20 protein-coding genes and 1 pseudogene are annotated in these 24,477 nt (G+C 45.6%); 11 read left to right on the top strand and 10 right to left on the bottom strand.

Annotated features, from left to right (window positions below; all coding sequences use genetic code 11):
* Window positions 1–498 precede the first annotated feature (498 nt).
* Entirely contained in the window at window positions 499–4,707 is a 4,209-nt protein-coding gene (locus tag E5S67_RS13905) for a chemotaxis protein CheB (protein WP_172188109.1), read from the top strand.
* A 421-nt stretch (window positions 4,708–5,128) separates the two neighbouring features.
* Window positions 5,129–5,869: an HAD family hydrolase gene (locus E5S67_RS13900; protein ID WP_172188107.1), complete on the top strand. Its 741-nt coding sequence runs from the start codon at window positions 5,129–5,131 to the stop codon at window positions 5,867–5,869.
* A gap of 274 nt (window positions 5,870–6,143) precedes the next feature.
* Here the strand turns inward: E5S67_RS13900 and E5S67_RS13895 are convergent, their stop codons facing one another.
* Together E5S67_RS13895 and tsaD are read right to left on the bottom strand one after the other, a co-directional pair.
* Window positions 6,144–6,635: a GNAT family N-acetyltransferase gene (locus tag E5S67_RS13895; protein WP_172188105.1), complete on the bottom strand. Its 492-nt coding sequence runs from the start codon at window positions 6,633–6,635 to the stop codon at window positions 6,144–6,146.
* A gap of 60 nt (window positions 6,636–6,695) precedes the next feature.
* Window positions 6,696–7,769 (bottom strand): tRNA (adenosine(37)-N6)-threonylcarbamoyltransferase complex transferase subunit TsaD, encoded by a 1,074-nt coding sequence (tsaD, locus tag E5S67_RS13890; protein WP_172188103.1) that lies wholly within the window; start codon window positions 7,767–7,769, stop codon window positions 6,696–6,698.
* Window positions 7,770–8,100: 331 nt separating this feature from the next.
* Here tsaD and E5S67_RS13885 point away from each other — a divergent pair, with 331 nt between their 5' ends.
* From E5S67_RS13885 to E5S67_RS13860, 6 genes are all read left to right on the top strand, one after another.
* Window positions 8,101–8,589: a Photosystem I reaction center subunit III gene (locus E5S67_RS13885; RefSeq protein ID WP_172188101.1), complete on the top strand. Its 489-nt coding sequence runs from the start codon at window positions 8,101–8,103 to the stop codon at window positions 8,587–8,589.
* Between the two features lie 117 nt (window positions 8,590–8,706).
* Window positions 8,707–8,835: a photosystem I reaction center subunit IX gene (gene psaJ, locus E5S67_RS13880; RefSeq protein WP_172188099.1), complete on the top strand. Its 129-nt coding sequence runs from the start codon at window positions 8,707–8,709 to the stop codon at window positions 8,833–8,835.
* Between the two features lie 270 nt (window positions 8,836–9,105).
* Window positions 9,106–9,918, top strand: coding sequence for a carbon-nitrogen hydrolase family protein (locus E5S67_RS13875; RefSeq protein ID WP_172188097.1), 813 nt, complete (start codon window positions 9,106–9,108; stop codon window positions 9,916–9,918).
* A 7-nt stretch (window positions 9,919–9,925) separates the two neighbouring features.
* Window positions 9,926–10,111, top strand: a complete 186-nt coding sequence (locus E5S67_RS13870; protein WP_172188095.1) for a hypothetical protein — start codon at window positions 9,926–9,928, stop codon at window positions 10,109–10,111.
* Between the two features lie 156 nt (window positions 10,112–10,267).
* Entirely contained in the window at window positions 10,268–10,786 is a 519-nt protein-coding gene (ilvN, locus tag E5S67_RS13865; RefSeq protein ID WP_172188093.1) for an acetolactate synthase small subunit, read from the top strand.
* 111 nt (window positions 10,787–10,897) lie between these two features.
* The gene (locus tag E5S67_RS13860; protein ID WP_172188091.1) at window positions 10,898–11,263 is read left to right on the top strand and encodes a four helix bundle protein; all 366 of its coding nucleotides are present in this window, start codon (window positions 10,898–10,900) and stop codon (window positions 11,261–11,263) included.
* A 113-nt stretch (window positions 11,264–11,376) separates the two neighbouring features.
* On the opposite strand, the gene E5S67_RS13855 is transcribed toward E5S67_RS13860, so the two are convergent.
* On the bottom strand, window positions 11,377–14,925 hold the full coding sequence (locus tag E5S67_RS13855) for a sensor domain-containing protein (protein ID WP_172188089.1): 3,549 nt from the start codon (window positions 14,923–14,925) through the stop codon (window positions 11,377–11,379).
* Between the two features lie 156 nt (window positions 14,926–15,081).
* Window positions 15,082–16,335 carry an RNA-guided endonuclease InsQ/TnpB family protein gene (locus tag E5S67_RS13850; RefSeq protein ID WP_172188087.1) on the bottom strand — a complete coding sequence of 418 codons (1,254 nt, stop codon included), beginning with the start codon at window positions 16,333–16,335 and terminating at the stop codon, window positions 15,082–15,084.
* Between the two features lie 92 nt (window positions 16,336–16,427).
* On the opposite strand from E5S67_RS13850, the gene E5S67_RS13845 reads away from it, so the two are divergent.
* Window positions 16,428–17,429, top strand: a complete 1,002-nt coding sequence (locus E5S67_RS13845) for a zinc-dependent alcohol dehydrogenase family protein (protein ID WP_172188123.1) — start codon at window positions 16,428–16,430, stop codon at window positions 17,427–17,429.
* A 268-nt stretch (window positions 17,430–17,697) separates the two neighbouring features.
* On the top strand, window positions 17,698–17,832 hold the full coding sequence (locus tag E5S67_RS34020; protein WP_281363539.1) for a hypothetical protein: 135 nt from the start codon (window positions 17,698–17,700) through the stop codon (window positions 17,830–17,832).
* Here the strand turns inward: E5S67_RS34020 and E5S67_RS34745 are convergent.
* From E5S67_RS34745 to rpsF, 6 genes and pseudogenes are all read right to left on the bottom strand, one after another.
* A pseudogene (locus E5S67_RS34745) lies at window positions 17,798–18,117 on the bottom strand (transposase). The gene E5S67_RS34020 and the pseudogene E5S67_RS34745 sit on opposite strands and share 35 nt — an antisense overlap.
* Window positions 18,118–18,471: 354 nt before the next feature.
* Window positions 18,472–19,713: a bifunctional ornithine acetyltransferase/N-acetylglutamate synthase gene (gene argJ, locus E5S67_RS13835; RefSeq protein ID WP_172188085.1), complete on the bottom strand. Its 1,242-nt coding sequence runs from the start codon at window positions 19,711–19,713 to the stop codon at window positions 18,472–18,474.
* A 313-nt stretch (window positions 19,714–20,026) separates the two neighbouring features.
* Window positions 20,027–20,167, bottom strand: a complete 141-nt coding sequence (locus tag E5S67_RS13830; RefSeq protein ID WP_172188083.1) for a hypothetical protein — start codon at window positions 20,165–20,167, stop codon at window positions 20,027–20,029.
* 61 nt (window positions 20,168–20,228) lie between these two features.
* On the bottom strand, window positions 20,229–20,423 hold the full coding sequence (gene gifA, locus E5S67_RS13825) for a glutamine synthetase inactivation factor IF7A (RefSeq protein WP_172188081.1): 195 nt from the start codon (window positions 20,421–20,423) through the stop codon (window positions 20,229–20,231).
* Window positions 20,424–21,025: 602 nt separating this feature from the next.
* The gene (locus E5S67_RS13820) at window positions 21,026–22,558 is read right to left on the bottom strand and encodes a right-handed parallel beta-helix repeat-containing protein (protein WP_172188079.1); all 1,533 of its coding nucleotides are present in this window, start codon (window positions 22,556–22,558) and stop codon (window positions 21,026–21,028) included.
* A 433-nt stretch (window positions 22,559–22,991) separates the two neighbouring features.
* Entirely contained in the window at window positions 22,992–23,327 is a 336-nt protein-coding gene (rpsF, locus tag E5S67_RS13815) for a 30S ribosomal protein S6 (RefSeq protein ID WP_006631907.1), read from the bottom strand.
* A 66-nt stretch (window positions 23,328–23,393) separates the two neighbouring features.
* Here rpsF and E5S67_RS13810 point away from each other — a divergent pair, with 66 nt between their 5' ends.
* On the top strand, window positions 23,394–24,260 hold the full coding sequence (locus E5S67_RS13810; RefSeq protein ID WP_172188077.1) for a carbohydrate ABC transporter permease: 867 nt from the start codon (window positions 23,394–23,396) through the stop codon (window positions 24,258–24,260).
* Window positions 24,261–24,477: the final 217 nt, after the last annotated feature.

Genomic DNA, 24,477 nt, shown 5'->3' with positions numbered 1-24,477 from the left:
GCCGGAAACATACCTGACAAAGTTTTACTTTTCAAAAAAAAAAAACGATTTATACCAGCCATTAAAAGCCGCAGAGTCCCGCGCCGGACACAACAATTCCCTGTCCTTACAAATATCGCGTACAATCTGATTTTGCAGGAAAAGAACATAGTTAATTGTTATCAACTTAAGCCGATAGCCTTAAGTAACAAAAGGTAAAGTGAGGGTCTTCTCGGCGATTGCTTGACGCTCGCGAACAGTGACATAGTATTTGGCATTTACTTACGAACCGTGCGTTTTAAGCAAAAAAAAAAATCCGCCGTTGAGAGTATAACAAACCGATTTTTTTTAGTATTTTTGCTTAATTTCTTTAATCATTGTAATACTGTACTTAATCCTTAAGGCGGTTGCCTCAAGCGGGCAAATTAAGGTGGTATATAAGAAAGATCATCCGTATTAGTTACTCCCAGGTTGGCAAGATTAGTTAGCTGTTAATCTGCATTACTTAAGTGGGTTGTTATGAACTTATCTGAAAACAATAAATTGACTCCGATCGACCCCAGCGCGATCGACTTAAATGTCGAACCCAAAACCGATGCCCCGTTTCCCGTCGTCGGGATTGCAGCTTCTGCCGGAGGCTTGGAAGCATTCATCGAGTTGCTGAGCAACTTACCCGCAGATACCGGCATGGCATTTGTGCTGATCCAGCACTTAGCGCCCGATCATAAAAGCCTGCTGAGCGAGATTCTCCGCAGAAGCACGCAAATGCCGGTGAATGAGGCGCAAGACGGCATGGCTGTAGAGCCGAACAATGTCTACGTCATTGTGCCGAATACCAAGCTGCTGCTATTAGAAGGGCTGCTGAGACTGCTGCCCCGCGAGAAGATTGATGGCAAAGTTATGCCCGCAGATGCGTTTTTCGAGTCCTTAGCAGTCGATCGGGGCAGCAAAGCCATCGGCATAGTTTTATCGGGAGCCGATGGAGACGGCGCTTTGGGGCTGATGACAATCAAAGCAGCCGGAGGCGTGACTTTTGCTCAATGCGAAGAAACAGCAAAATTCGACGGTATGCCGAATACCGCCGTAGCTACAGGTAATGTAGACTTCGTTCTGCCGCCTGAGGCAATTGCGCGGGAACTGGTAAATCTCAGCCACCATTCCTTTTTGGCTGGGTCGCTTCCCGTCACAATCGCTGAAGCATTGCCAGAACCGGGGTCTGCCTTAGCGACTATTTTTGGGCTGCTGAAATCGAGCGCAGGCGTTGACTTCACCCAGTACAAAGTGGCCACCCTGAACCGGCGAATGCAGCGGCGCATGGTGCTGTACAAGATGGAACGATTGGAAGATTACGCTAAATATCTCCTCGACCATCCGACGGAAGTCAAAGCTTTATATGAAGAAATCCTGATCCACGTCACCAGTTTTTTCCGCGACTTAGAAGCTTTTGAACGCTTAAAAGAGTACGTTTTGCCTACGATTACCCACAATAAATCGGTAGAAACTCCGATTCGGATTTGGGTTGCAGGATGTTCGACAGGGGAAGAAGTTTATTCGATCGCCATTTGCTTGTTAGAGTTTTTGAGCGATCGAGTTATCCCGCCGCCGATTCAGATTTTTGCTACGGATATCAGCGAGACGGCTATCAAAAAAGCGAGGTCTGGTTTCTACTTAGAAAACCAGATGTTAGGGGTTTCCGAAGAACGGCGCAGCCGCTTTTTTGTCTCCGTAGAAGGCGGATATCGCATCTGCAAAGTAGTCCGCGAACTGTGCGTGTTCGCCCGACAAAACTTAGGCATCGACCCGCCTTTCTCTAATCTCGATCTGATTAGCTGCCGCAATGTGATGATTTATTTGGCAGAACGTTTACAACAACGAGTTGTGTCAGTTTTTCATTACAGTCTCAACAGAACAGGCTTCCTGATGCTCGGCACTTCCGAAAGTACGGGCAAATCTTCGGAATTATTTACTTTAGTGGATGGGCCATCTAAAATTTATGCCAAGAAGTTAACTTCGACTCCTCCCCGGCTGCCCTTTGCGCCAAGTTTCTTTCCCCTAACCCGACCCGATAATCCGCAGCCCATGAATGCAAATTTTTCTCATAGCTTTGACTTGCAGCGCGAAACAGACCAATTGATTTTAAAGCGGTACAATGCTGTGGGTGCGGTTGTCAACGAGCAGATGGAGATTGTGCAACTCCGGGGAGACACCAATCGGTACTTAAGACTCACACCCGGAACGCCGACTTTAAACTTGTTCGCAATGGCGGTACCAGGATTGTCTGTTGACCTTCGCACCGCAATTTATCAAGCGCAAACTCAGAATGTGACGGTGAGAAAAGAACGGCTGAGGGTGCAAGAGGGGGAGGAGAGGCATCTCGTCAATTTTGAGCTGATTCCGTTCCAGCCGGCTAGCTCGGAAACACGCTACTTTTTGGTGTTGTTTGAAGAAAGTTTACCCCCAGCGATCGACCTGAGAATCGACAATTTGGATAGCTTAGAACCAAGCGATTTAGAGCGGGAAGTAATGCGGCTGAGGCAAGAACTTGCCATCGCCAGACAAGAGAAAAACATAGCCCAAGCACACCTGCAATCGGTGGTAGAGCAGCAAGAAAATCTCACGCAAGACCTCAGAGTTGCCAACGAAGAAATTATATCGAGCAACGAGGAGCTACAAAGCATCAACGAGGAACTAGAAACAGCTAAAGAAGAAATTCAAGCTACTAACGAAGAACTGATTACCACTGTGGAGGAACTTCGCACTCGAAATCTCGATTTGCAGCAGGTTAATAACGACGTGACTAATTTGCTGGCTAGTATCAATATTCCAATTTTAATGTTGGAAAACGATTTGCGGATTCGCAGCTTTACGCCAATGGCACAGCGGCTGTTCAATCTGATTTCTACGGATGTCGGGCGTCCCTTTAGCGACATCCGAGTCAATCTGGAGATTCCCAACTTGGAAGAGATGATTGTGGAGGTGATCGAGACTCTCAACACCAAAGAACAAGAAGTGCAAACTCAATCGGGATATTGGTACGCCCTCCGCATTCGCCCTTACCGCACAGCGGAAAACCAGATTGAGGGTGTGGTAATGGTTTTGATCGATATTGACGCTCTCAAACGCAGTGCTGCCACGATAGAAACAGCCCGCAACTATGCGGAAACAATTGTGGAAAGCGTGCCAACGCCTTTAATGGTGCTGGATGCTGATTTGCAAGTGAACACCGCCAATCGAGCGTTATACGAAACGTTTCAAGTTTCATCTTCAGAAACCGCTCAAGATTCCTGGTTTGAATTTGCTACCGGGCCGTGGAATAGCCCGGAACTGCGAGAGCTTTTGGAAGATATTCTGGTTAATAATGTTGAGGTTAACAACTTTGAGATCGAGCAGAATTTTGGGCGGCTGGGGCAGAAAACTTTGCTGCTAAATGCTTGTAAAGTTGAACCAGAAGACAGGGTTTCAATGATTCTGCTGTCGATCGAGGATATCACCGATCGCAAGCAGTTTGAGACAGAGCGATCGCAGTTATTGGAGCAGGAACAGTCAGCCCGCCAACAAGCAGAAAGGGCTAACCGAGCTAAAGATGAATTTCTAGCGAATCTCTCCCACGAATTGCGCAATCCCCTGACTCCGATTCTGGCGTGGTCGCAAATGCTGCGATCGGGGAAACTGAAAGAAGCAGAAACTAATCGCGCTCTAGAGGTGATCGAGCGCAGTGCGAGGGCGCAAGCTCAGTTAATCGAAGATCTTCTCGATATTTCTCGGATTACCAACGGCAAGCTTAAACTGTCTACCCGTTCGATCGATCTGCGGTTAGTGGTGCAAGCTGCGCTGGAGGGTGTTCAATTCTCAGCTTCCGCAAAAAACATTGCAATTGTTTCGGGTTTGAGTTCTGTAAATGTGTTAGGCGATATCGATCGCTTGCAGCAAGTTTTATGGAATATCCTGTCTAATGCGATTAAGTTTACTCCGGTGGGGGGACGAGTGGAAATCGTGATGGAGGCGAGCGAGAATTATGCTGAAGTTCGAGTCACCGACACCGGAAAAGGGATTGCGGCTGAGTTGTTGCCGTATATTTTCGATCGCTTCCGCCAAGGAGATTCCAGCACGACTAAGGCGAATCAAGGGCTGGGATTGGGATTGTCGATCGTGTACCATCTTGTTCAACTGCACGGGGGAACGGTGCAAGCCGATAGTCCGGGTGAGGGACAAGGAACTACAATAACTTTGAGATTGCCGTTGAGAGCCTCGCCTGAAGAGTTCACACCGCCAAGCCTACCAGAACCGGCTCCATTGCCAGAGTCCCCCACAGGCGGGATTATCGATGAGCGCCTTCCCTGTTTGGATGGTTTGCAAGTTTTAGTTGTAGATGATGAGGCTGATACCCGGGATCTCTTAAAGTTTGTGCTGGAAAATTACGGCGCTGATGTTTTGACAGTAGAATCTGCAAAAGCAGCGATGGCGGCTTTGACGGCAAAACCCGGCAGATATGACGTGCTAATCTCGGATATCGGAATGCCTGATGAAAACGGGTATTTCTTAATTCGGCAAGTGCGAGCTCTTGCTGCCGAAGCTGGAGGAAAAATCCCAGCCGCCGCGCTGACTGCGTATGCGAGCGATCGAGAAGCAGAAAGGGCGATCGAAGCTGGTTTTCAAACTCATATTGCTAAGCCGATCAAACCTGTTCAACTAGGATTAATTATTGCCAATCTAGCAGGGATCTTTTAATTTATTTTGAGATTCGACTCGGCAGTTTTAACCGCTTCTGGTCACACGCAGCAGAATCCCGCGCCAGACTTAGCCTGGGCCCTTTCTCTACTCGTATACAATCCGATCTTGTAGGGACACAACACTGTTGTGTCCTGATTTTTTAGGAAAACAACATTCTTCAATCTTAATATTAATCATTAAAAGTCGCAGAGTCCCGCGCCGGACACGGCATTGCCGTTTCCCTACAAATATTGTGTCCTGATTTTGTTGGGAGACAACATGGTTGTCTCCTAATTTTAGAGGGACACAACATAGTTGTCTCTTTATTTGATAGAAACACCAAATTGTTTTTATAATTAACAATTCCTAAAAACAATTGCTAAAAAAAACACAACGTGAGAAAATAGAAAAAAATATACAAATTCAGGAGTTATGATTCTTGGTAACTATTAAATGTCGGGGCATTACCTTCTCAAATATCCAAGCCGCAATCTTTGACAAAGACGGCACTCTAGAGGATTCTCAGGAGTTTTTGAGACTGTTGGGGATGAAGCGAGCGCGCCTCGCAGACGCTCAAATTCCGGGCGTTGGAGAGCCTTTACAAATGGCTTTCGGCATCGACAGCGGCAGCATTGACCCCACGGGCTTGCTAGCAGTGGGCAGCCGCAGGGAAAATGAAATTGTTGCAGCGGGATACATCGCCGAAACCGGCAGGGGATGGCTGGAATCTTTAACTATTGCGCGCCGCGCTTTTGACGAAGCTGACGAAATGTTTAAAAATAGTGCTGTTTCTCCTTTATTTGTCGGCAGTTTGGAAGTGCTGAAATATCTTTCGGAAGCGGGTTTGAAGCTGGGAATTCTTTCGGCGGCTACGACGGAGGTTGTGCAGAAGTTTGTGAAACACCACGAATTAGCAGACTACATTCAGTTAGAAATGGGAGTTGACTCAACCCTTCACAAACCAGACCCAAAATTGTTTTTGCAAGCTTGTGAGAAACTCGGAGTGCAACCAGCAGCAACTTTGATGGTGGGAGATTCAGCGGGCGATATTCAGATGGGTAAAAATGCGGGCGCGGCGGGCTGTATCGGGATTTGTTGGGGGAATGCGCAGGTTCGTCATTTGGAAAAAGCTGATGTGGCGATCGCATCTTTGGATGAAATTACAATTTTAGCAGATTGAGCAAACATCACATCAATTCCGGTTGTACCGGAATGATTGTTGACTGTTGACTGTTGACTGTTGACTGTTGAAGGAGGGGTCGAAAAACTGAATGGTTGAGTGTTAACTGTTGACTCGATTTGATTATTCCGATGCAACCGGAAACGATATGAGAGGTTGCAGCATTGTCAATAATCCTTTTATGAAAAGGCAAGATGCCTGTTCCACAAGAGATGAATTTTATTGTGGAACAGGCATCTTGCCTGTTTTTGAGAATGGTGCAATATTTCAGTTCCTACAAACAACGCAAACCCAGAATTACGACATCTCTTTCAACGCCGTCAAGTTCGGCAACTTGCGGCAGATATCCCCACCGCTGAAAGCCAAATTTCTCAAACAATCTTAAACTCGGCTGATTGTGAGCAAAAATTATTGCCATGAGAGTTTTAAGCTTCAATTCTGGACTCCGCACAATTGCCGATTGCAATAATTTTTGTCCGATTCCGCAGCGCTGGCGATCGGGTGCGACGTAGATGCTAACTTCTGCTGTATGCTGATAGGCGGCGCGTCCGTAGAAAAGCTGAAAACTCAGCCAGCCAACAATATTTTGTTCTGATTCGATTACCCAAATCGGCAAGGAATTGGGGGAGTGTATTCTGTACCACTGAAGGCGGCTTTCGACTGAAATTGGTTTTAAATCTGCTGTGGCTATTCTGCCCGGTATTGCTGCGTTGTATATGTGGACAATTGCTGGCAAATCGCTTTCTTCTGCGTCGCGTATTTTCATCGTTTGCTTGACTGTTAACTCTTGACTGTTGACTGTTGACTAATGACTAATGACTGAGGACTAATGACTATTGTACAGTTCCATAATATCGCTGACAGCCATCCGCGAATTTGCTCCCAAAGTCAGTGGCGATGTGTGTCCTCGCTGCAAGTGTTCGGCCGCCGCACAGCCGATCATTGCTGCGTTGTCTGTACAATATTTTAATGGCGGAAACAATACTCGCAAATTGTGTTTGGCTGCTGCTGCTTGTAAGTGTTTTCGCAGTCCGCTGTTTGCTGCAACTCCGCCCCCGACGGCAATGGTGGTAAGCCCGAAATTTAGCGCGCAGTCGATCGATCTTTTCGTTAAACTCTTAGCTACTGTTTCCTGAAAGCTAGCCGCAATATCATTAATTGTAGAGGCAGGCAAGAAGCCTTCCCCATCCACATTGTTATTTTGTTTTTTGAGTTTCTGCACTAATTGCAAAACTGCTGTTTTCAACCCGCTAAAACTGCTGTCGTAGGGGTGGTAGCCGCCACCAGGCAGCGAAATTCTGCCTTCTGGCAGGGGATATGCTTGGGGATTGCCAAGGGCGGCTAATTTGTCAATCAGAGGCCCGCCCGGATATCCTAGCTGCAACAGTCTCGCGACTTTATCAAAAGCTTCGCCGGCCGCGTCGTCGCGCGTGTGTCCTACAGTTTCGTAAACGCCGCAATCTTTGACATAAATTAAGCTGGTGTGTCCCCCGGAAACTAACAAACACAAAAACGGTGGCTGCAAGTCTGGTTCGGTAAGGTAAGAAGCGTAGATGTGCCCTTCGAGGTGGTGGACACCTAAAAAAGGTTTTTGACGGACTATTGCCAAGCTTTTCGCCGCTGTCAGCCCGACTAACAATGCACCTACTAAACCTGGGGCACAAGTCGCTGCAATGCCGTCAATTTCTGACCAACTCAGGTTTGCCTCCGAGACACACTGGGCAATTACCTGATTTAGCATTTCTAGGTGACTCCGCGAAGCCACTTCCGGCACTACTCCGCCGTACTGCTCGTGGATTTTAATTTGCGATGCTACAACATTGCTGCAAACTTGACGATTCTTAACAATTGCTGCTGCTGTTTCGTCACAACTTGTTTCGATTGCGAAAATGGTTGCCATTAACTGGTAATTTTATTTGATAGGTTAGCTATTGCTAGCTTAACTAATTCGGCGCAAGTCCCCCGCTATACCTGTACTCAGGTTATTGTTGAGGGATCTTTGCCCGATCGACAGGTAAGGCCATCATCTGATGCAATGAAGGAATATCCTCGCGGTATTGCTAGCTCAGCACTGACCTATGAAAACGCGAATCCCTCTTTATTATTGGGCTTTGTCGCATCAATGATGGATACTTGAGACTGTCAAGAAACACGGTAATCTGGATTCCAGATCGGCAAGTTGAAATGCTTGTACAAAAACTTATTGTTTTGTAACAAAAGGAAACAATTCCATGCGACGATTGTTTGCTGCAATTTTAGTGTTGAGTGTCTGGATCAGTTTTGCTCCAGTTGCTTCGGCTTACAATTTAGTGCCGTGCAAAGACTCTCCCGAATTCAAGGAACTGGCTAAAAATGCACGTTCTACTAATGGCGACCCGGCATCTGCGAAAGCGCGGTTCGAGCGCTATTCTCAAGCTATGTGCGGCCCCGAAGGATTCCCGCACTTAATCGTAGACGGCAACTTGAGCAAAGCAGGGGACTTTTTGATTCCTAGCATACTGTTCTTGTATATCGCAGGTTGGATTGGTTGGGTGGGCCGTTCTTATCTGCAAGTTACCAAAAAATCAGCAACCCCAGAGGAAAAAGAGATTATTATCGACGTTCCTTTGGCAATCAAATGTATGCTGAGCGGCGTTTTATGGCCTCTGGCAGCTCTGACATCAATCACCAGCGGTGAAATGTTTGCAAAGGACGACGAAATTACTGTTTCCCCCCGCTAAAATTGGGAAAGGGAGAAGAGCTAATAGCTAACAGTTAATCACTTAACTGAGAATTAGCAATTAGCCCTAGATCGATCGGCAATTACCAACTGTCTCAAATTTTTAGGAGCAGAATTCATGCAATACTTTGTCAAGTTTCTTTCGACCGCACCAGTCTTGGCTATCCTTTGGATATCTATTCAAGCTGCTGGTTTAATTGAATTTAACCGCTTTTTCCCAGACCTGCTTTTCCATCCGATGCCTTAAGATTTGAGGGAAATTAGGTTGCAAAACCTAGGAGAGAAAAGTTGAGAGTTTTGACTTTTGAGTGATGAGTTACAGGTTAATTTAGCGCTAAAAGATCAAAACTCTCAAACCGTACCAGTTGGTTGGTGCAAGACCAGCGCATAAATGGGGAAAAGCCAAGAATCTAAACTATTTAGTTATCAAATTAGTTGCTAATGACTAATGACTAATGACTAATGACTAATGACTAATGACTAATGACTAACGACTAATGACTAATATTGTGAATCGATGAAGTCTTATCTCGCCGCAGCAATTCAAATGACTAGCTTGCCTGACCTGCAAAAAAATTTGGTTCAGGCAGAGGAATTAATCGACCTGGCAGTGCGTCAAGGTGCGGAGTTAGTTTCCTTACCAGAAAATTTCTCGTTTATCGGAGAAGAGGAGGAAAAGATTGCTTCAGCAGAGGCGATCGGACTCCTGAGCGAAAAATTCCTCAAAACGATGGCCCAGCGGTTCCAGGTAACGATTCTCGGCGGCGGATTTCCAGTGCCGACGGAGGGGGGGAAGGTATACAATACCTCTTTGCTGGTAGACCAAAACGGCACTGAAGTGGCAAGGTACAGAAAAGTACATTTGTTCGATGTGAATGTGCCAGACGGCATTACTTACAGGGAATCGAACACTGTGAAAGCTGGTGAAGATTTGCCGCCGGTTTATGTGTCGCCGGAGTTGGGGACGCTGGGACTTTCGGTGTGCTATGACGTGCGGTTCCCGGAAGTGTACAGGCATTTGTCGTACAAGGGGGCTGATGTTTTGTTCGTGCCGGCGGCGTTTACGGCTTACACTGGCAAGGATCACTGGAAGGTTTTGCTGCAAGCTAGGGCGATCGAGAATACTTGTTATACGATCGCACCTGCACAGACTGGCCGCCACTACGGCCGCCGTCAAACTCACGGTCACGCGATGATTATCGACCCTTGGGGTGTGGTTTTGGCGGATGCTGGAGAGGAACCGGGTGTGGCGATCGCAGAAATTAATCCCGATCGACTAGAACAAGTCCGCCGCCAGATGCCGTCGCTGCAACACCGGGTTTTTATGTGAAGGAATTTTGAGACCAATTGGTCTCAAAATTTCAGTCCCGTCAGCAACAAGACCTGAAAAGTTTTTATTCGCTAAAGTAATTTTGTACGTCGGTACACAAAAAAACTTAGATCGCGTGCGTGCGATCGACCAAAAGAAGCCAGTAGGGGCGGATTTACGCCGATCTGTGACTGATATTGTCGATCGGGCGTGACTCTGGCCCCGACAGCTTAATATATTGTTTTTTCCCGGAGATGAACGGCCAATAACTCGCGATAAAATGTCTAAGGCAGGTTCAATGGGCGTGCACTTCTGCTAAAAGGCGAATTGGCGAAAGTAGAATTGCACGAAATGCGTCTTTTTTGGAGAAATGAAACACACTCTTTCGGTTTTAGTTGAAGATGAAGCGGGTGTCCTCACTCGAATTGCTGGTTTGTTTGCCCGTCGGGGTTTTAATATTGAAAGTCTCGCCGTTGGCCCGGCGGAGCAAGTGGGAATATCTCGGATTACGATGGTTGTACCCGGAGATGACCAGGTTATCGAGCAGTTGACCAAGCAACTGTACAAGTTGATTAACGTACTAAAAGTTCAGGATATAACGGAAATTCCCTGTGTGGAACGGGAGTTGATGTTGCTGAAAGTTAATGCTGCTAGCGGGACGCGATCGGAGGTAATTGAGTTAGCTCAGATTTTTAGAGCGCGAGTGGTGGATATTGGTGATGATACGCTGACATTGGAAGTAGTGGGAGATCCCGGTAAAATGGTGGCGATCGTCCAGGTTCTGAATAGATTTGGGATTAAGGAAATTGCTCGGACTGGGAAAATTGCCCTAACGAGAGAGTCGGGGGTAAATACTGAGTTTCTCAAGTCTTTGGAAGCGAAAGTTTGAGTCAGTTGACGGTTGACTGTTGACTGTTGACGGTTGACTGTTGACCGTTGACCGTTGACTTGTATTAGTCATCAATTAATTGTTGGCTATCAATTATTTAAAGAAGCTAATATGGAAAGCTTTCAACAGCTACAAGTTTATCAATTAGCTGAAAAAATATCCAACGAAATATGGTTTATTGTCAAAAAATGGGACGACTTTACGAAGGATACGATGGGCAAACAAATAGTGAGATCGGCTGATAGTGTTGGTGCTAATATTGCAGAAGGACATGGACGCTATAGCTGCCAAGATAATCAGCGTTTTGTAAAAATTGCCAGAGGTTCCTTAAACGAAACAAGACACTGGTTAAGACTTGCCTACGCTCGAAATCTTTTAACTCAAGAACAGAGCGATCGCCTGCATCCCTTATTAAATGAACTTTCACCAAAACTTAATGCTTATCTTAACTCACTAAAACAAAAACCCAAAAGTTAATAATCAACAGCCAACAGTCAACAGTCAACAGTCAACAGTCAACAGTCAACAGTCAACAGTCAACAGTCAACCGTCAACAGTCAACCGTCAACCGTCAACCGTCAACCGTCAAACTACCATTCAGGTTGACTTTCTATCAAAAGTGTGGCTGCGATGCTGTCTACAGGCTTTGAGAAAAAGTATCCTTGTCCGTATTCGCATTGCAGTGCTCTGAGTAAATTAAGCTGTTCGATAGTTTCGATTCCTTCAGCAATTACATCCATGCCTAAATGACTGGCTAAAATTAAAACTGTCTGTACAATGGCTTCGTTTCCTTCATCTTCAGTCATGCGGCTGACAAAAGCTCGATCGATTTTTAAAGCGTCAGTTGGAAAAGTGTGCAGGCGGCTCAAAGAAGAATAGCCTGTGCCGAAATCGTCAATATATAATTGAATTTCTAATTTTTTCAATTCTGCGAGGATAGCGACTGCTGATTCGGAGTTCTCCATGATGACGCCTTCAGTAATTTCTAACTTTAAAGTGCGGGGGTCAAGCTGAGTTTCTTGTAAAATTTCGCGAATGCGATCGATTAAATCCGGTTGTTTAAATTGTTGATTAGAAAGGTTGACGCTGACAGTCAACGGCGGGTTTTCTGGGAATTGTTGGTGCCACTGGTGGGTCTGGCTGCAAGCCGATCGCATCATCCACCAACCAATAGGTACAATCAATCTAGTTTCTTCTGCTACTAAAATAAACTCGCCGGGACAGACTAAACCTCGCTCCGGGTTATACCACCGCAGCAGCGCTTCAAAACCCCTGATTGTACCGCTAGTTAGAGAGACGATCGGCTGGTAGTAAAGCTGAAATTCCTGGGATTCTAAAGCGCGCCGCAGGTCGTTTTCCAGTTGCAAAAGGGCGACAGCACGAGTGTGCATACTTAAGTCAAAAACTTCGTGGCGAGCTTTGCCTGATTCCTTAGCATGATACATGGCAGCATCTGCATCTCGGAGCAGTTCTTCAGGTCGATCGTACAATGTTGGGAACGGGACATTGGGAACAGGAGAGTCGGAAGATAAGCAAGACAAAGAAGTTTCCCGATCGATATTTCCCAGATTTCCGGCGATCGACAGTTCGCTGGTTTCCCTTGGATACGGAGGAGGAAAACCAGAACAAACAATCCCAATGCTAGCACTGGTAAAAACTTGATACTCATTAAGGTAAAAAGGCTCTGCCAGTTCCGCTTGGACTCGTTGGGCAATCTGGATCGGATCTTCGGTGCTTTTGATATTTTCCAGCAAAATAGCGAATTCGTCGCCGCCGAGACGGGCAACGGTATCTCCAGTGCGCAAACAGATTCCCAGACGCTGCGCGATCGCGATCAGCAACCGATCGCCCACTAAATGCCCCAAACTGTCGTTAACAACCTTAAAGCGATCGAGATCGATAAACAGCACCGCAAACACAACCTCGGGGCGGCGTTTTGAAAGCTCGATCGCGTGTCCCAAGCGATCCATAAATAAAGCTCGGTTGGGCAAACCCGTTAGCATATCGTGCAAAGCATCGTGTACTAACTTCTCTTCTGCTATTTTGCGGACGGTGATATCTTCGACAGTGCCTTCGTAGTAAAGCAATTTGTCGCCAGCGCCCCGAACAGCCCGGCCGTTCTCGGAAACCCAGATAGTGGTGCCGTCAGCGCGGTAAACTTGGGACTCGAATTCTGACACAAAACCGTGTTTTTCGATCTCGTGCAAAAACTCGACGCGGCGCTCGGGATCGAGGTAGAGTTGGCGATCGATGTTGCGTATGTTCGCCATCAATTCGGCGGGCGACTCGTAGCCATAAATTCTCGCCAAAGCAGGGTTAGCACTGAGGTAGCGCCCGTCGGGCGTTGCCTGGAAAATGCCTTCGATCGCATTTTCAAAGATGCTGCGGTATTTCTCTTCGGCCTGTTGCAGCGCGAATTCTGCCTGCTTGCGATCGCTGATATCGGTCAAGGTGCCGAGATAGCCCAGAACTTCCCCGCTTTTGGCAATTTCTGGCACTGCTTGCCAAAATACCCAGGTTGTGAAGTCGCCGTTGCAAAAGCGGTACTCTAACTTACAAGGCAACTTCTCTTTGACAGCGCCATACCACACGCTCAAAACGCGATCGCGGTCTTCGGGATGCAAACTTTGCGTCCAACCTTCGCCTAGTGCCTGTGGTGCTGTCAGCCCCGCCATCTCCAAAAATCGCTGGTTGACGTACAAGCAATCTCCACCAGCGTCGGCGCGGAAAATCCCGACCGGCAGGATTTTTGCCAAGGTGTAATAGCGGTATTCGCTTTCTAGCAGCGCGCTGGCAGCTACTTTCGTCTCTGTGATGTCAAACATTGCACCTTGAAGGATGACGGACTTGCTTGCTTCATCGCGAACTGCGGTCGCTCGATCGCGGAACCAGACGACTCGACCGTTGCGGGCGATCGCGCGGTATTCTGAAACGAGCGGCCCGTCCCAAAATATCTCTTCTCCACTGGTAAATTTCTGCGTGGCGTTTTCAACTAACACGCGATCGCGGTCTTCTGGGTGAACGAGTTTCAGCCACAGGTCGGGGTCGGCCCTCCATTCAGCTACAGAATAACCCAGAAAAGTCTCGATTTGCGGGCTGATATAAAGTTTGGCAGCGGTGCGGTTGAGGGGAGAAATGTAGGTGACAGCCGGCATTTGTTCTACAAGAGCGCAGTATTTTGCTTCTACAGTGGACAGTGCTGCTTCTAGGCGCTGGCGCTCTAATTCGGCGGCGGCCCGTCCGGCAAAAATGCTGAGAATTAGTCGGAAGTTGGCAAGATGTGCTTCCGGGAGGGGTCGATCGTGGAAAATACAAATAATGCCTAAAGGTTCGCCGTAAGAGTTTTTCAGCAAGACTCCCAGGAAACTGCGCGCACCTGTAACTACCAATCTGCGGTCTTCTGGAAAGGTTTCCAGGAGGCAGTCAGGACAGGAGTACATTCCCCGCTCGATCACCAGCGCTTCGGGAGTATTGGCGGTGTCGCACTCAAAGTTTGGCGGCCACAGTCCGTCGCTCCAAAAACTGATAACTTGCAATCTATCAGGAGCAGCATCGGCGCGTTCCTTCGACTTAATCAATTTGGCAGCGACGGCGCTGCAAACTCCGAGTGCTGAGGCTAAGTGGCGAACTAAGGCATCAAAGAATTCTGCTCCCGCCGGCGAATCAGTACCTGCTAGGATCTCGCCCAGCAAATCTTCCTCTAGTTGGGCGGAAGCAGTTAGTTTGGGAGGATTATCGGCCTTCGGGCGATCGCGATTTTCCCCCATCGAACCCGAAATGCTCACACTTAGGGTTTGGATGCTTCCAGGCCCGACAAAAGGCGAAGAATTCACAGTTGGGCGCTGTTTCTGGCGCAAGAATAGAGCGCCGCCTGTACTTAAAACTTTACCCAATAATCTCTCAGTTGGCGGCAACAGATTTGAGTTGGAGAAAATCCCACAGTTTTTCCAAATTTTCAATTCCGCAGATTTATCTGCGGGGTTTAATTCTGCCAACGGCCGTTTCTCTTCTGCCAGAGGGAGACTGGGGGGTCTTCGCTGCCACTTGAGATAAATCGCCGACGCCAAGGCTAAAATCGCTGATAATCCCAGAAGGTATGCCAGAATCTCAAAGTAAAAAAATAAATCTAGATCGAACATCGATTAGCACCGCTCAACAATTGTTGTAGTTATCTAAAGCCAATCTATTAAAAAATCACTAAGTATCGTCACGGATGGGTAACGAATACAAGGTAGGATCGCAGTGAAAGCGACAACAGAGTTAACAGTTCACAAAAAACCGGGCAATACTTGACATTACCGAACTTTTTGTGGTTCTTTTCGTACAGGCTCAACCCGTACAGGTGAAACTGCAAACACCTCTATACAGTTGCTACACTCCTCAAAGGGTGAGTTTCCGTTTATTTTTCTAATCATATTTAATGCTGGATGCACATCAGGATTAATCAGGGTTTGATTCAAAGACCGAAACAACCCACGTTTAACTCTCTTACGCTGGTAAGACTCTTGCTTACCGACAGGCTCTAAATCCCAAAAGCTGCACTTACTTGTATAAGATTCTTCTGTAACTGTTACCTTGATACCCACTAACTCAGCTTTGTAACTAATCATTTCTCTGAGCTTGGCATAAGAAATTACTACAAAAGTCTGATGAGTTTTTTGGGCTAAGGCTAAATTTTGTTTCCACGCCACATTTTTGCCAATAACTAACTGCCCGATTTTCTCATCCACCAACCCCTTGACAATCAAACTGCTGGTTTTAGGAAGGTAGTTTTTTACTCGCTTGTTTCGCTTAAAGGTGATTTGCTGGATTTGGCGCGCGGTATATTTCCCTTGGTCAATTTTTGATTGTAAAAATGCTCGGCGCTTATTGAAACATTGATTGATTAATGGGACATATTTTCCATCAGAGAGAGTTGGAGTAAATGTTAGCTGATTCGATGTCAAAGCGACGAGGTTATCAATCTCTAAATCTATACCTGCTATGAGTTGGGGATTTAAATCCACCAACCTTACAGGCTTTTCATAAACAACCTCAACAACGTATATCGCTGTTGCAGAAACTATCCTTACCTCTATGAGGTCTTGGGCTTTTGTAATAATTATTATGTCACCTTGAGATAAATCAAGTAGCCCATTATTTTTATGTTCACCCCTTTCTCCTATCAATTGGTTATCATAAATTAACAAGTTACGTCCACAGGTTTTTGGTTTGTCTTTTTGGATGTTAGGGGAGGATGAAAATTGATGGATATCTCGGCAATAAGCCATTATTGACTTTTTCCAAGCATCCCCATAGTGAAAAACTTGTTTGAGAACTTGATAGCTAATTTGATCGGGTAAAGATTTATAGTCGGCTGTTGGTTTTAGGATGGCGTATAAATTTTTGAAACTCCTGGCACAGCCAACTTGATACCCTGACTTAAAAAAGTGTTTCCTCATGTAATAGTTACCATGATTGTAGAGATTTATGGACAGAAACGATAAGTTATCAAACTGTTTAAAAAACTGATGCTGCCGATCTATATAATGCCTTTCAACGACAATCATAATTTATTTTGTAAAATAAAAAATTTTTTATTGCTTTGCTAAGCAATGTACAATAAAGTTCAATGATTATCTGATATAGTGTAACACCCATGATGAAAGCAATCGTTTTTGAAACCCCCGGAAGCCCGTCAGTATTGCAACTGCAAGATATCCCCGCCCCTACTATACAAACAGAAACTGATGTTTTGGTGCGGTTGCGAGCGGCGGGTATCAATCCGATAGATACTAAGTTACGGGCGCGCGGCACTTTTTACCCCGAGAAAACTCCTCACGTTTTGGGGTGCGACGGTGCTGGAGTCGTAGAGGCTGTAGGTGCTGGTGTGCAAAGTTTCCAAGTGGGAGACGAGGTGTTTTTCTGCAACGGCGGTTTGGGCGGGTCGAGGGGTACTTATGCTGAGTTTGCCGTTGTAGACCAACGCTTTCTCGCCCTCAAGCCTGCTGCTTTAAGTTTTGCTGAGGCGGCGGCGGCACCGTTAGTTTTAATTACAGCATGGGAATCCCTGTACGATCGAGGGCGCTTGCAAGCCGGGCAAAAAGTGCTGATTCAAGCTGGTGCCGGCGGTGTCGGTCACGTCGCGGTACAGTTGGGCAAGTTGCAGGGTGCTGAGGTTTGCACTACTGTTAGTTCTGAGGAAAAAGCCAATTTTGTCAAGCAGTTAGGTGCAGATTTAGTAATTTTATACAAAAATACTGATGTTGTCGATGAAGTTTTGACTTGGACTCAAGGACAAGGAGTTGACTTGGCTTTCGATACAGTCGGGGGAGAAACTTTTTATCAAACTATTCCGGCTGTGAAGATTTATGGAGATTTGGTAACAATTTTGGAACCCGATCCGGCTGTGGGCAATTTGACCACAGCGAGAATGCGCAATCTGCGAATTAGTCTGGAATTAATGTTAACACCGATGCTGCAAAGTTTGGTGGAGGAACAGGAACAGCAGGCTCATATTTTGCAGAAGTGTGCTCGTTTGTGCGATCGCAACTTGCTCAAAATTCACGTCAGCCAAACTTTCCCTCTCGAACAAGCTCAAGCCGCTCACGAACTGTTAGAAACAGGCTCAGTAACCGGTAAAATAGTTTTGCTAATTTCCTAAATTTTCTACCCAATCTGGTAGCTTCGGTATAGTGTGCAGTCATGGGCGTAGAAACCGGGTTAAGGCCATTTTTCCTGGTTAAAAAACCCGGTTTATTGAGTTTTTGTGCGTAAGTTGCTTTTAACGCCAACCCGCAATTGCTTTTGGAAACGCCGCCAGAAAATGAGAAGTCTTTTTTGACGAATAAGAAGGAAGATGAAAACTTGAATAAGTTGGCGTTTGTTTTTTTGTTTCGTGTTTAAAAAACGTTGGTTGGGCGATTGGGATTGTGCCTACACAAACAAAACCCGACGATAGCGGGTTGAAGCAGTTGCTGAGTGATTTCTATCGCCCAGTGATTTACGAGTCAATTCCCAATCAGGAATCATTTATTTTTGAGGGTAGTGAACAGCTTGATTTCTGATATATTTAGCTAAACTGTCGATCGCATCATGGCTGGTAAATACTCCCTAGCTGCCTTGCCATTTGAAAAATTCACCCGGTTTAATCTGGTGGGTGTCCAAATGAAAAGAACAGTCCTTGACTTGCTTAATCATATCAGCTACCCCAAAGCCGTCAGAAAACCTGTTAACAGGTGAATGTGATATTCTATACTGCCAACGATAATCACCGCGCAGCCCAATTTCTTGCATTTTGCAATAATTGCTGCATAGATTACTTGCTGAATATCAGGAGTAATCAAAGACAATCTATCCCAAGTTGCTCAAACAAAATCGATCTACAGCATATCCCAGGTTTATGAAGCAGTAGGGACAGGGCAATCCCTTGTCCCTACGCGGCTCGATCGATAGGCGGTGGTGTACTTCATAAACCTGCAATCTGCTGTATAACTGCGTGGAATTGTCTCTCATTCCTCTTAAACTGTGTAAAAGCTGCCTTCTACCCGCTATCGTCGGGTTTTGTTTTTGTGCCCGTAAACTTCGCGGTTTCTAACCCCCCGGACTTCTACCCGCGTTCTAAATTTATTCAAGCCGCTATCGTCGGGTTTTGTTTGTATTGGCGCGGTTCCTAACCGCCCGACCTTCTAACCGCCCGGACTTATTTAAGTAGTATACTCCGCATTAATTTTCACGTAGTCGTAACTCAAATCGCATCCCCAAGCTTTCGCAAAACCGCTGCCATTCCCGACACTAACCTGAATTAAAACCGTATCAGCTTTCAAATATTCCCCCTCCGCAGCCGCTTTCATGTAATTACTCGCAGCATCGCGATCGAACTCTTTCGGTTGCCCGTTTTCCAGCATCAAAAAATCCCCTAATTCAATCCGCAAATTTTCTTGATCGAAAGGTACACCAGCGCGCCCAGCCGCCGCCGCAATTCTGCCCCAATTCGGATCGCGTCCGAAAATAGCAGCTTTCACCAAAGAAGAACCGACAATTGTTTTGGCAATTTTACTCGCAGAAACTTCATCCAGCGCGCCGCTAACTTGCACTTCCACCAAACAAGTTGCACCTTCGCCGTCACGGGCGATCGCCTTTGCTAAATGTACGCAAACTTCTGTCAGCATCGCCTCTAATTTTTCAGCATCCGCACCCATTTCTGTAATCGCTGGTGTGCGAGATTGACCGTTGGCCAAAGCAATTAGCGAATCGTTGGTACTGGTATCTCCGTCAACAGTAATTTGATTGAAACTTCTGTTAGCCGCCCGACTCAGCATTTCTTGCCACAAATGCGACGACACTGCTGCATCGCAAGTTACAAATGCTAGCATTGTTGCCATATTCGGGTGAATCATTCCCGAACCTTTGCAAATGCCGCCGATGCGGACGGGTCGATCGCCAAACATAGTTTCCAGGGCGATCGTTTTCGGCACTAAATCAGTCGTACAAATAGCCTTAGCAGCCGCATCGGAACCAGTTTCCGATGCCTCAGCAACTAATCGCGGAATTCCCGCCCTCAGCGGGTCCATTTTTATCCGCTGTCCGATGACGCCTGTGGAGGCCAAAAGAATAGATTCTGGAGGAATATTCAGCGCTTCTCCCAATAATTTGGCACTTTCGAGGGCATCGGCCAAACCTTGTTCGCCAGTAGCAGCATTAGCTTGTCCCGCATTGCACAAAATTGCTTTCGCGCTGGGTTTCGCTTGCAAACGCTGGCGGCAGTAGTCCACGCAAGCGGCCCGGACAGTGGATGTAGTAAAGACTCCTGCGACGATTGCGTCCACCTCTGACAAAATTAAACTTAAATCCGGCAAGCCTGAAGGCTTCAAACCCGCTGTAATTCCAGATGCTCGATACCCTCTGGGTGCTGTAACTCCGCCGCCAATTTCTTTCCAGTCCGACATGATGACCTCCCTAGTAGCCTTCAATCTGCTGAAAGGGGATTATACCATTTTAGATTTTAGATTTTAGATTTTAGATTTTAGACTTCGGCGTGAGCGCTCAGTCGAACGATTTTAGATTTTAGATTTTAGATTCTCCATTCTTTTGAACCCAATTTCCCATTCCCAATTCCTAATTCCCCATAAAACTAATCGCGGCTTCCAATCTAGAGTGAGAACTCAAGAAGAAGTCGCGATGGTTTTGTAATTGACATTATTAATTTTTAGCTGGCAAACAACAAACTCGATTCAACTATCTCGCCGTTGAAAAAAGGGGTTATTTGCGATCGATACTCGCTGGAGAGCCAGCATCTAAACCAACTTCAGCAGCCACACGGCTCAGCATGGATTCCTGACGGTTTTTGACGACGTGTTGATGGCGCATCATCAGGGTGCGGGCTTGTTCTTGAGTTGACATAACTAATTTCTCCAAATTATAGGTAATAACTTCGTAGACAATTGTCGAAATTGAGCTTGCCCTAGCTCATAGTGGCGTTGCTGCGATCGTAACTGGCTTGAAAGCTGGGCTGCGGTTTGCCTTGAATGTGACCCCAGTAGTGCGAATCTTCCATCCCAACTTCGGTGGCGGTGCGGTTGAGCATGGATTGCTGCCGGTTCTTCACCAGTTGGTGGTGGCGCATCATCAGAGAGCGAGCTTGATTTTCGGTAGACATATGCGGTTCCTCCGTATTCTTTAGATTAATGTTGGGCTGTTTTTTTCTTCTCTTCTATCACTATAACAGACAATTCTGTATCTAAAGCTACCAAATCAAAATTGTCATAAAACTTTACAATTGGGCTATGGGGCGAGAATCTCGATCGAGGGTGCAGGGAGTGCGATCGGGCTTGGGCTAGTGGATTCAGGCCCAACCTCAAGCAGCAGTTGGCAAAATTTGACAATATTCATCTTCTAAGAGCCACATTTTAGCGACTACGTAATTGCCAAGGGCAAAAATAACTTTATAGTTTGGTTCAAAGTTATGGATGCAGAATTTGGCCTCTCAAGGGAGTCGAAGTTGCCTTAGTTAACAGTAAATTTAATACGTAGCTAAGTAGGTAGGCGCTGTAAAACCCAATTATGTTAAGGATTGTAAAGTATCCACATTCCCTAAGCGTGGCTAAGTTAGCCCTGTTTACAGATTGTTACATAGCTCGGTTTAATCCCGCTTACCTGCTTAAATCATCATTATTGAGTTGTGTAATTAATTTTGTTTAGGTACTTAATACAACTATTAACAATTAATTATTACAGACACAACTTATTTTAATGAAGGGTTTATTGGGGTAAATCAGGAAATTGAGGTGGGAACTTACCCTGCCACCAAAAATGGGGTTGTTCTCCATTGGGAAAAGCTCCAACTCTCATCTGAGATGTTTGAGAATTAGCAGTTAATGGGGTTGGGTTACTGACCGGAGATTTTAAGTAAAAATTCCCTTCTTCAGGATTAACAAATTGAGGTTCTTCTCTGACGGCAGCAGTTCCATTCGTTCCATAGATATTCGCATAGTTATCAGGAAGCCATCCAGCATAAATCGGACGGGTGGTATTATTTTCTCCAAAGATTAAGTTCTGGCTAATCTCAATATCTTTTTGACGAAAAATCGTTTCGATGTCAGAGTTAGCCGCCAAATAGCGATCGCTATAACCGATTTGAAATCCCCTATTATTGCTAAAAATATTATTCTTGATTTCAACATTTTGAAGATTATCAGAAAATAAATATAACCCTCCAGTAATCCAAAAAAAGCTTTCTCCTGGGTTCGGTTTACCATAACCATTATGATGAACCGTATTATTATAAATTTTAATATTATGCCGTAACCCATCATTTCCCCATCGGGCAAAGAGAATTCCGGTTCCCCAGTTATCATAAATTAAGTTATGGTGAAATCGAATATTTTTTGCTTCTGAACCTCCTTCTACTGCTAAAGCAAGCCCTGCCCCATTACAATCATGAACAACATTATTAAAGACCTCAACATCTTCTAAGACTCCCAACCAACTATCCACATATAATCCTTGTCGTGCCATGTGGTGAATATAGTTATGATGGACGGTTCCATATTTACTCTTTTCTTTAACATCAATCCCTTCTTTTTTCCCATCCTTAACTAAGTTATAAGCAACTTCAAAATTTTCAACCCCACCGATTGAAATTGCTTCATGGGGAGCTTCTGAAAAATCATTTAAAAAGTCAGCCATCTTCAGGTCGTTTGCATTAATAACCGTATTTCCCATTACTTTATAGTGATCGCCCCCCCAAACACCAATACCTGGGGAAAACGTATTTTCTGTTTTATTATTATAAAGGTTAATAAAATGGCTATTTCTAACTGTAATCCCAGAATTATGAGAATTAATAACTTCTAAATCTTCTACTTGAATATAACTAACATTTTGTAACAAAAATGCACCTTGATCGTGAGGATAATGGGATTTCTTACCAGAGGGAGGCTCTACTTTAACTGCATCCGCATCAATAATAACCCGTTCTTCAGGATAGGCTCGATAAGTAATCCAAGCCTTTTGTGTCCCTGAATTTTTAGCTTGAATTTTTTCGGTGAGGCGATAATTTCCCGCCCGAATATAAACTGTTTCACCCGCTTTTAATACCCACGCTGCGTGATTAATTGTTGACCAAGGATGCTCAAGTGAACCGTTATTTGTATCACTGCCATTTGGTGAAACATAAAAACCATGAGGATGGATTTGTGATAAACTTCGCGATGTCCAGAACTCGCCACTAATCGCCAATAGAAATCCTGCTAATACTAAGGTGATGAACCTATGAACGGTTTTTCTGATCATGAAGTTTTTTTAGGTAGCATTTAATCCTCACTGTTTAAACATTAAAGCACTTTCGTAATTTTGTAAATCTAGTAAGTAGGTAGGGGGTGTAAAACACACTTATGTTAAGGATTGTAAAGTATCATTAGCCCTAAGCGTGGCTAAGTTAGCCCTGTTTACATAATTCTACATAGCTCGGTTTAATCCCGCTTACCTACTTATAATTTCAATTAACATCAAGTCCCGCCCTAAAGAAACTATGCTGTACCCACAATTGCAGAGAACCCCCTAGCCCCTTTTTCAGGAGGATGCCAGGGGGAGCGAAAGGCTCTGACGTTAGTTTTTCAAGTTGTGTGTACAGGGTAGCCCTTAAGAAAGGCGTGCCGGGGAATAAGCTGCCCTAATCCTCAAACAGTAGACGGGTGCTACATCAGACGTTAAGTTGACACGAATGCTACTCGGCGACTTCCGCTTCCGCTTCCGCTTCCGGTGCATCTGGCACATCTTGCTTGATTGTCAAATAGCGAATCACTTCTTCGCTCAGACGCATCGCGCGCTCCAGGGTAAAAATTGCAGCGCCCGGAGCTGTATAGTTCATTTGAACGTATACTCCGTCCCGGTGCTTGCCGATTTCGTAAGCCAAACGGCGCTTGCCGCGGTGCTGAGTTTCGATGCTTTCAGCACCTTGATCGCGCAAAATAGTTTGATATTTAGCGATCGCCTGGTCTGTCATTTCCTCACCCAAATCTGGGCGCAGAATGTACATAGTTTCGTAAATAAACGGTTTCATGGCAATAATCCCCTTATGGACAACAAGGCTTCTCACGAAGCAAGGACTTATAATCATATCCCAACAATGAACAATCTCAAAACCAAAAAACCAAATTCCCCAAACAACACTCCCTCGCGGTGGAGCACCCTGTGGACGTACAGCATCATGAGCGCGATCGCACTTTTAATGCTGTTTCCCCTACTGTGGCTTCTGAGTACCTCTCTCAAATCCCCCACCGAAAACATTTTTCAATTTCCCCCGCAACTCTGGCCGCAACAGCCAACCCTCGAAAACTTCATCAAAGTTTGGCAAACCAACCCCTTCGGCCGCTACCTGTTCAACAGCACCCTGATTGCCGGCCTCACAGTTAGCATCAACGTCCTCTTTTGCGCCCTCGCCGCTTACCCCTTAGCCAGACTCAAATTTCGAGGCCGCGAAGCCATCTTAATCACGATCGTTTCCACAATCATGATTCCCTTCCAAATAGTCATGATTCCCTTATACATATTGACTGTACAACTCGGACTAAAAAATAGTTATTTAGGCGTAATCTTTCCCGGACTAGCCTCAGCCTTTGGCATCTTTTTATTACGACAAGCATTCCTAGCAGTTCCCAAAGAACTAGAAGAAGCCGCCCGCATCGACGGCTGTACAGAATTAGGCATTTGGTGGCACGTCATGATTCCGGCAATTAAGCCAGCTTTAGTTACTTTAGGAATTTTCGTATTTATCGGTTCTTGGAGCGACTTTCTGTGGCCGCTGCTAGTTTTAGACAGGCCAGAATACTACACGTTACCTTTAGGCGTAGCCAATTTAGCCGGGACATTTTCTTTGGATTGGCGTTTAGTTGCGGCGGGTTCCATTATTTCTATTGTTCCAGTTTTAGGACTATTTTTGCTTTTGCAAAAATACATTGTGCCGACAGAAACAGCCGCCGGAGTCAAGGGATAGAATCAAGATAAACAATCAGCATTTATCTGCGTTCATCTGCGGTTAAAAATTCAAATATTTTGAACTCACAACTCACCAAATTTATTGGTTATGTAGGAACGGTCAGAAATCCGCTGGATTGTTGACCGCGCTGAGGTTGTAGATACTATCATCGCTTTTAATGCGATCGATGCCCAAGACTGGCATAAATTGCGATCGCATCTAGCAGACCAAATAG

The sequence above is a fragment of the Microcoleus asticus IPMA8 genome (genome assembly GCF_013179805.1).
Lineage (GTDB): Bacteria > Cyanobacteriota > Cyanobacteriia > Cyanobacteriales > Microcoleaceae > Microcoleus > Microcoleus asticus.
Note: the sequence above shows the minus strand (reverse complement) of the source record. Positions and strands in the feature narration are given on the sequence as shown.

Coding starts and splice junctions, on each gene's coding strand:
- E5S67_RS13905 (WP_172188109.1), top strand. CDS start 499: ATGAACTTATCTGAAAACAATAAATTGACTCCGATCGACCCCAGCGCG.
- E5S67_RS13885 (WP_172188101.1), top strand. CDS start 8,101: ATGCGACGATTGTTTGCTGCAATTTTAGTGTTGAGTGTCTGGATCAGT.
- ilvN (WP_172188093.1), top strand. CDS start 10,268: ATGAAACACACTCTTTCGGTTTTAGTTGAAGATGAAGCGGGTGTCCTC.
- E5S67_RS13830 (WP_172188083.1), bottom strand. CDS start 20,167: ATGTCAACTCAAGAACAAGCCCGCACCCTGATGATGCGCCATCAACAC.
- E5S67_RS13845 (WP_172188123.1), top strand. CDS start 16,428: ATGAAAGCAATCGTTTTTGAAACCCCCGGAAGCCCGTCAGTATTGCAA.
- E5S67_RS13810 (WP_172188077.1), top strand. CDS start 23,394: ATGAACAATCTCAAAACCAAAAAACCAAATTCCCCAAACAACACTCCC.
- gifA (WP_172188081.1), bottom strand. CDS start 20,423: ATGTCTACCGAAAATCAAGCTCGCTCTCTGATGATGCGCCACCACCAA.
- rpsF (WP_006631907.1), bottom strand. CDS start 23,327: ATGAAACCGTTTATTTACGAAACTATGTACATTCTGCGCCCAGATTTG.
- tsaD (WP_172188103.1), bottom strand. CDS start 7,769: ATGGCAACCATTTTCGCAATCGAAACAAGTTGTGACGAAACAGCAGCA.
- argJ (WP_172188085.1), bottom strand. CDS start 19,713: ATGTCGGACTGGAAAGAAATTGGCGGCGGAGTTACAGCACCCAGAGGG.
- E5S67_RS13875 (WP_172188097.1), top strand. CDS start 9,106: ATGAAGTCTTATCTCGCCGCAGCAATTCAAATGACTAGCTTGCCTGAC.
- E5S67_RS13895 (WP_172188105.1), bottom strand. CDS start 6,635: ATGAAAATACGCGACGCAGAAGAAAGCGATTTGCCAGCAATTGTCCAC.
- E5S67_RS13820 (WP_172188079.1), bottom strand. CDS start 22,558: ATGATCAGAAAAACCGTTCATAGGTTCATCACCTTAGTATTAGCAGGA.
- E5S67_RS13850 (WP_172188087.1), bottom strand. CDS start 16,335: ATGATTGTCGTTGAAAGGCATTATATAGATCGGCAGCATCAGTTTTTT.
- E5S67_RS13855 (WP_172188089.1), bottom strand. CDS start 14,925: ATGTTCGATCTAGATTTATTTTTTTACTTTGAGATTCTGGCATACCTT.
- psaJ (WP_172188099.1), top strand. CDS start 8,707: ATGCAATACTTTGTCAAGTTTCTTTCGACCGCACCAGTCTTGGCTATC.
- E5S67_RS13860 (WP_172188091.1), top strand. CDS start 10,898: ATGGAAAGCTTTCAACAGCTACAAGTTTATCAATTAGCTGAAAAAATA.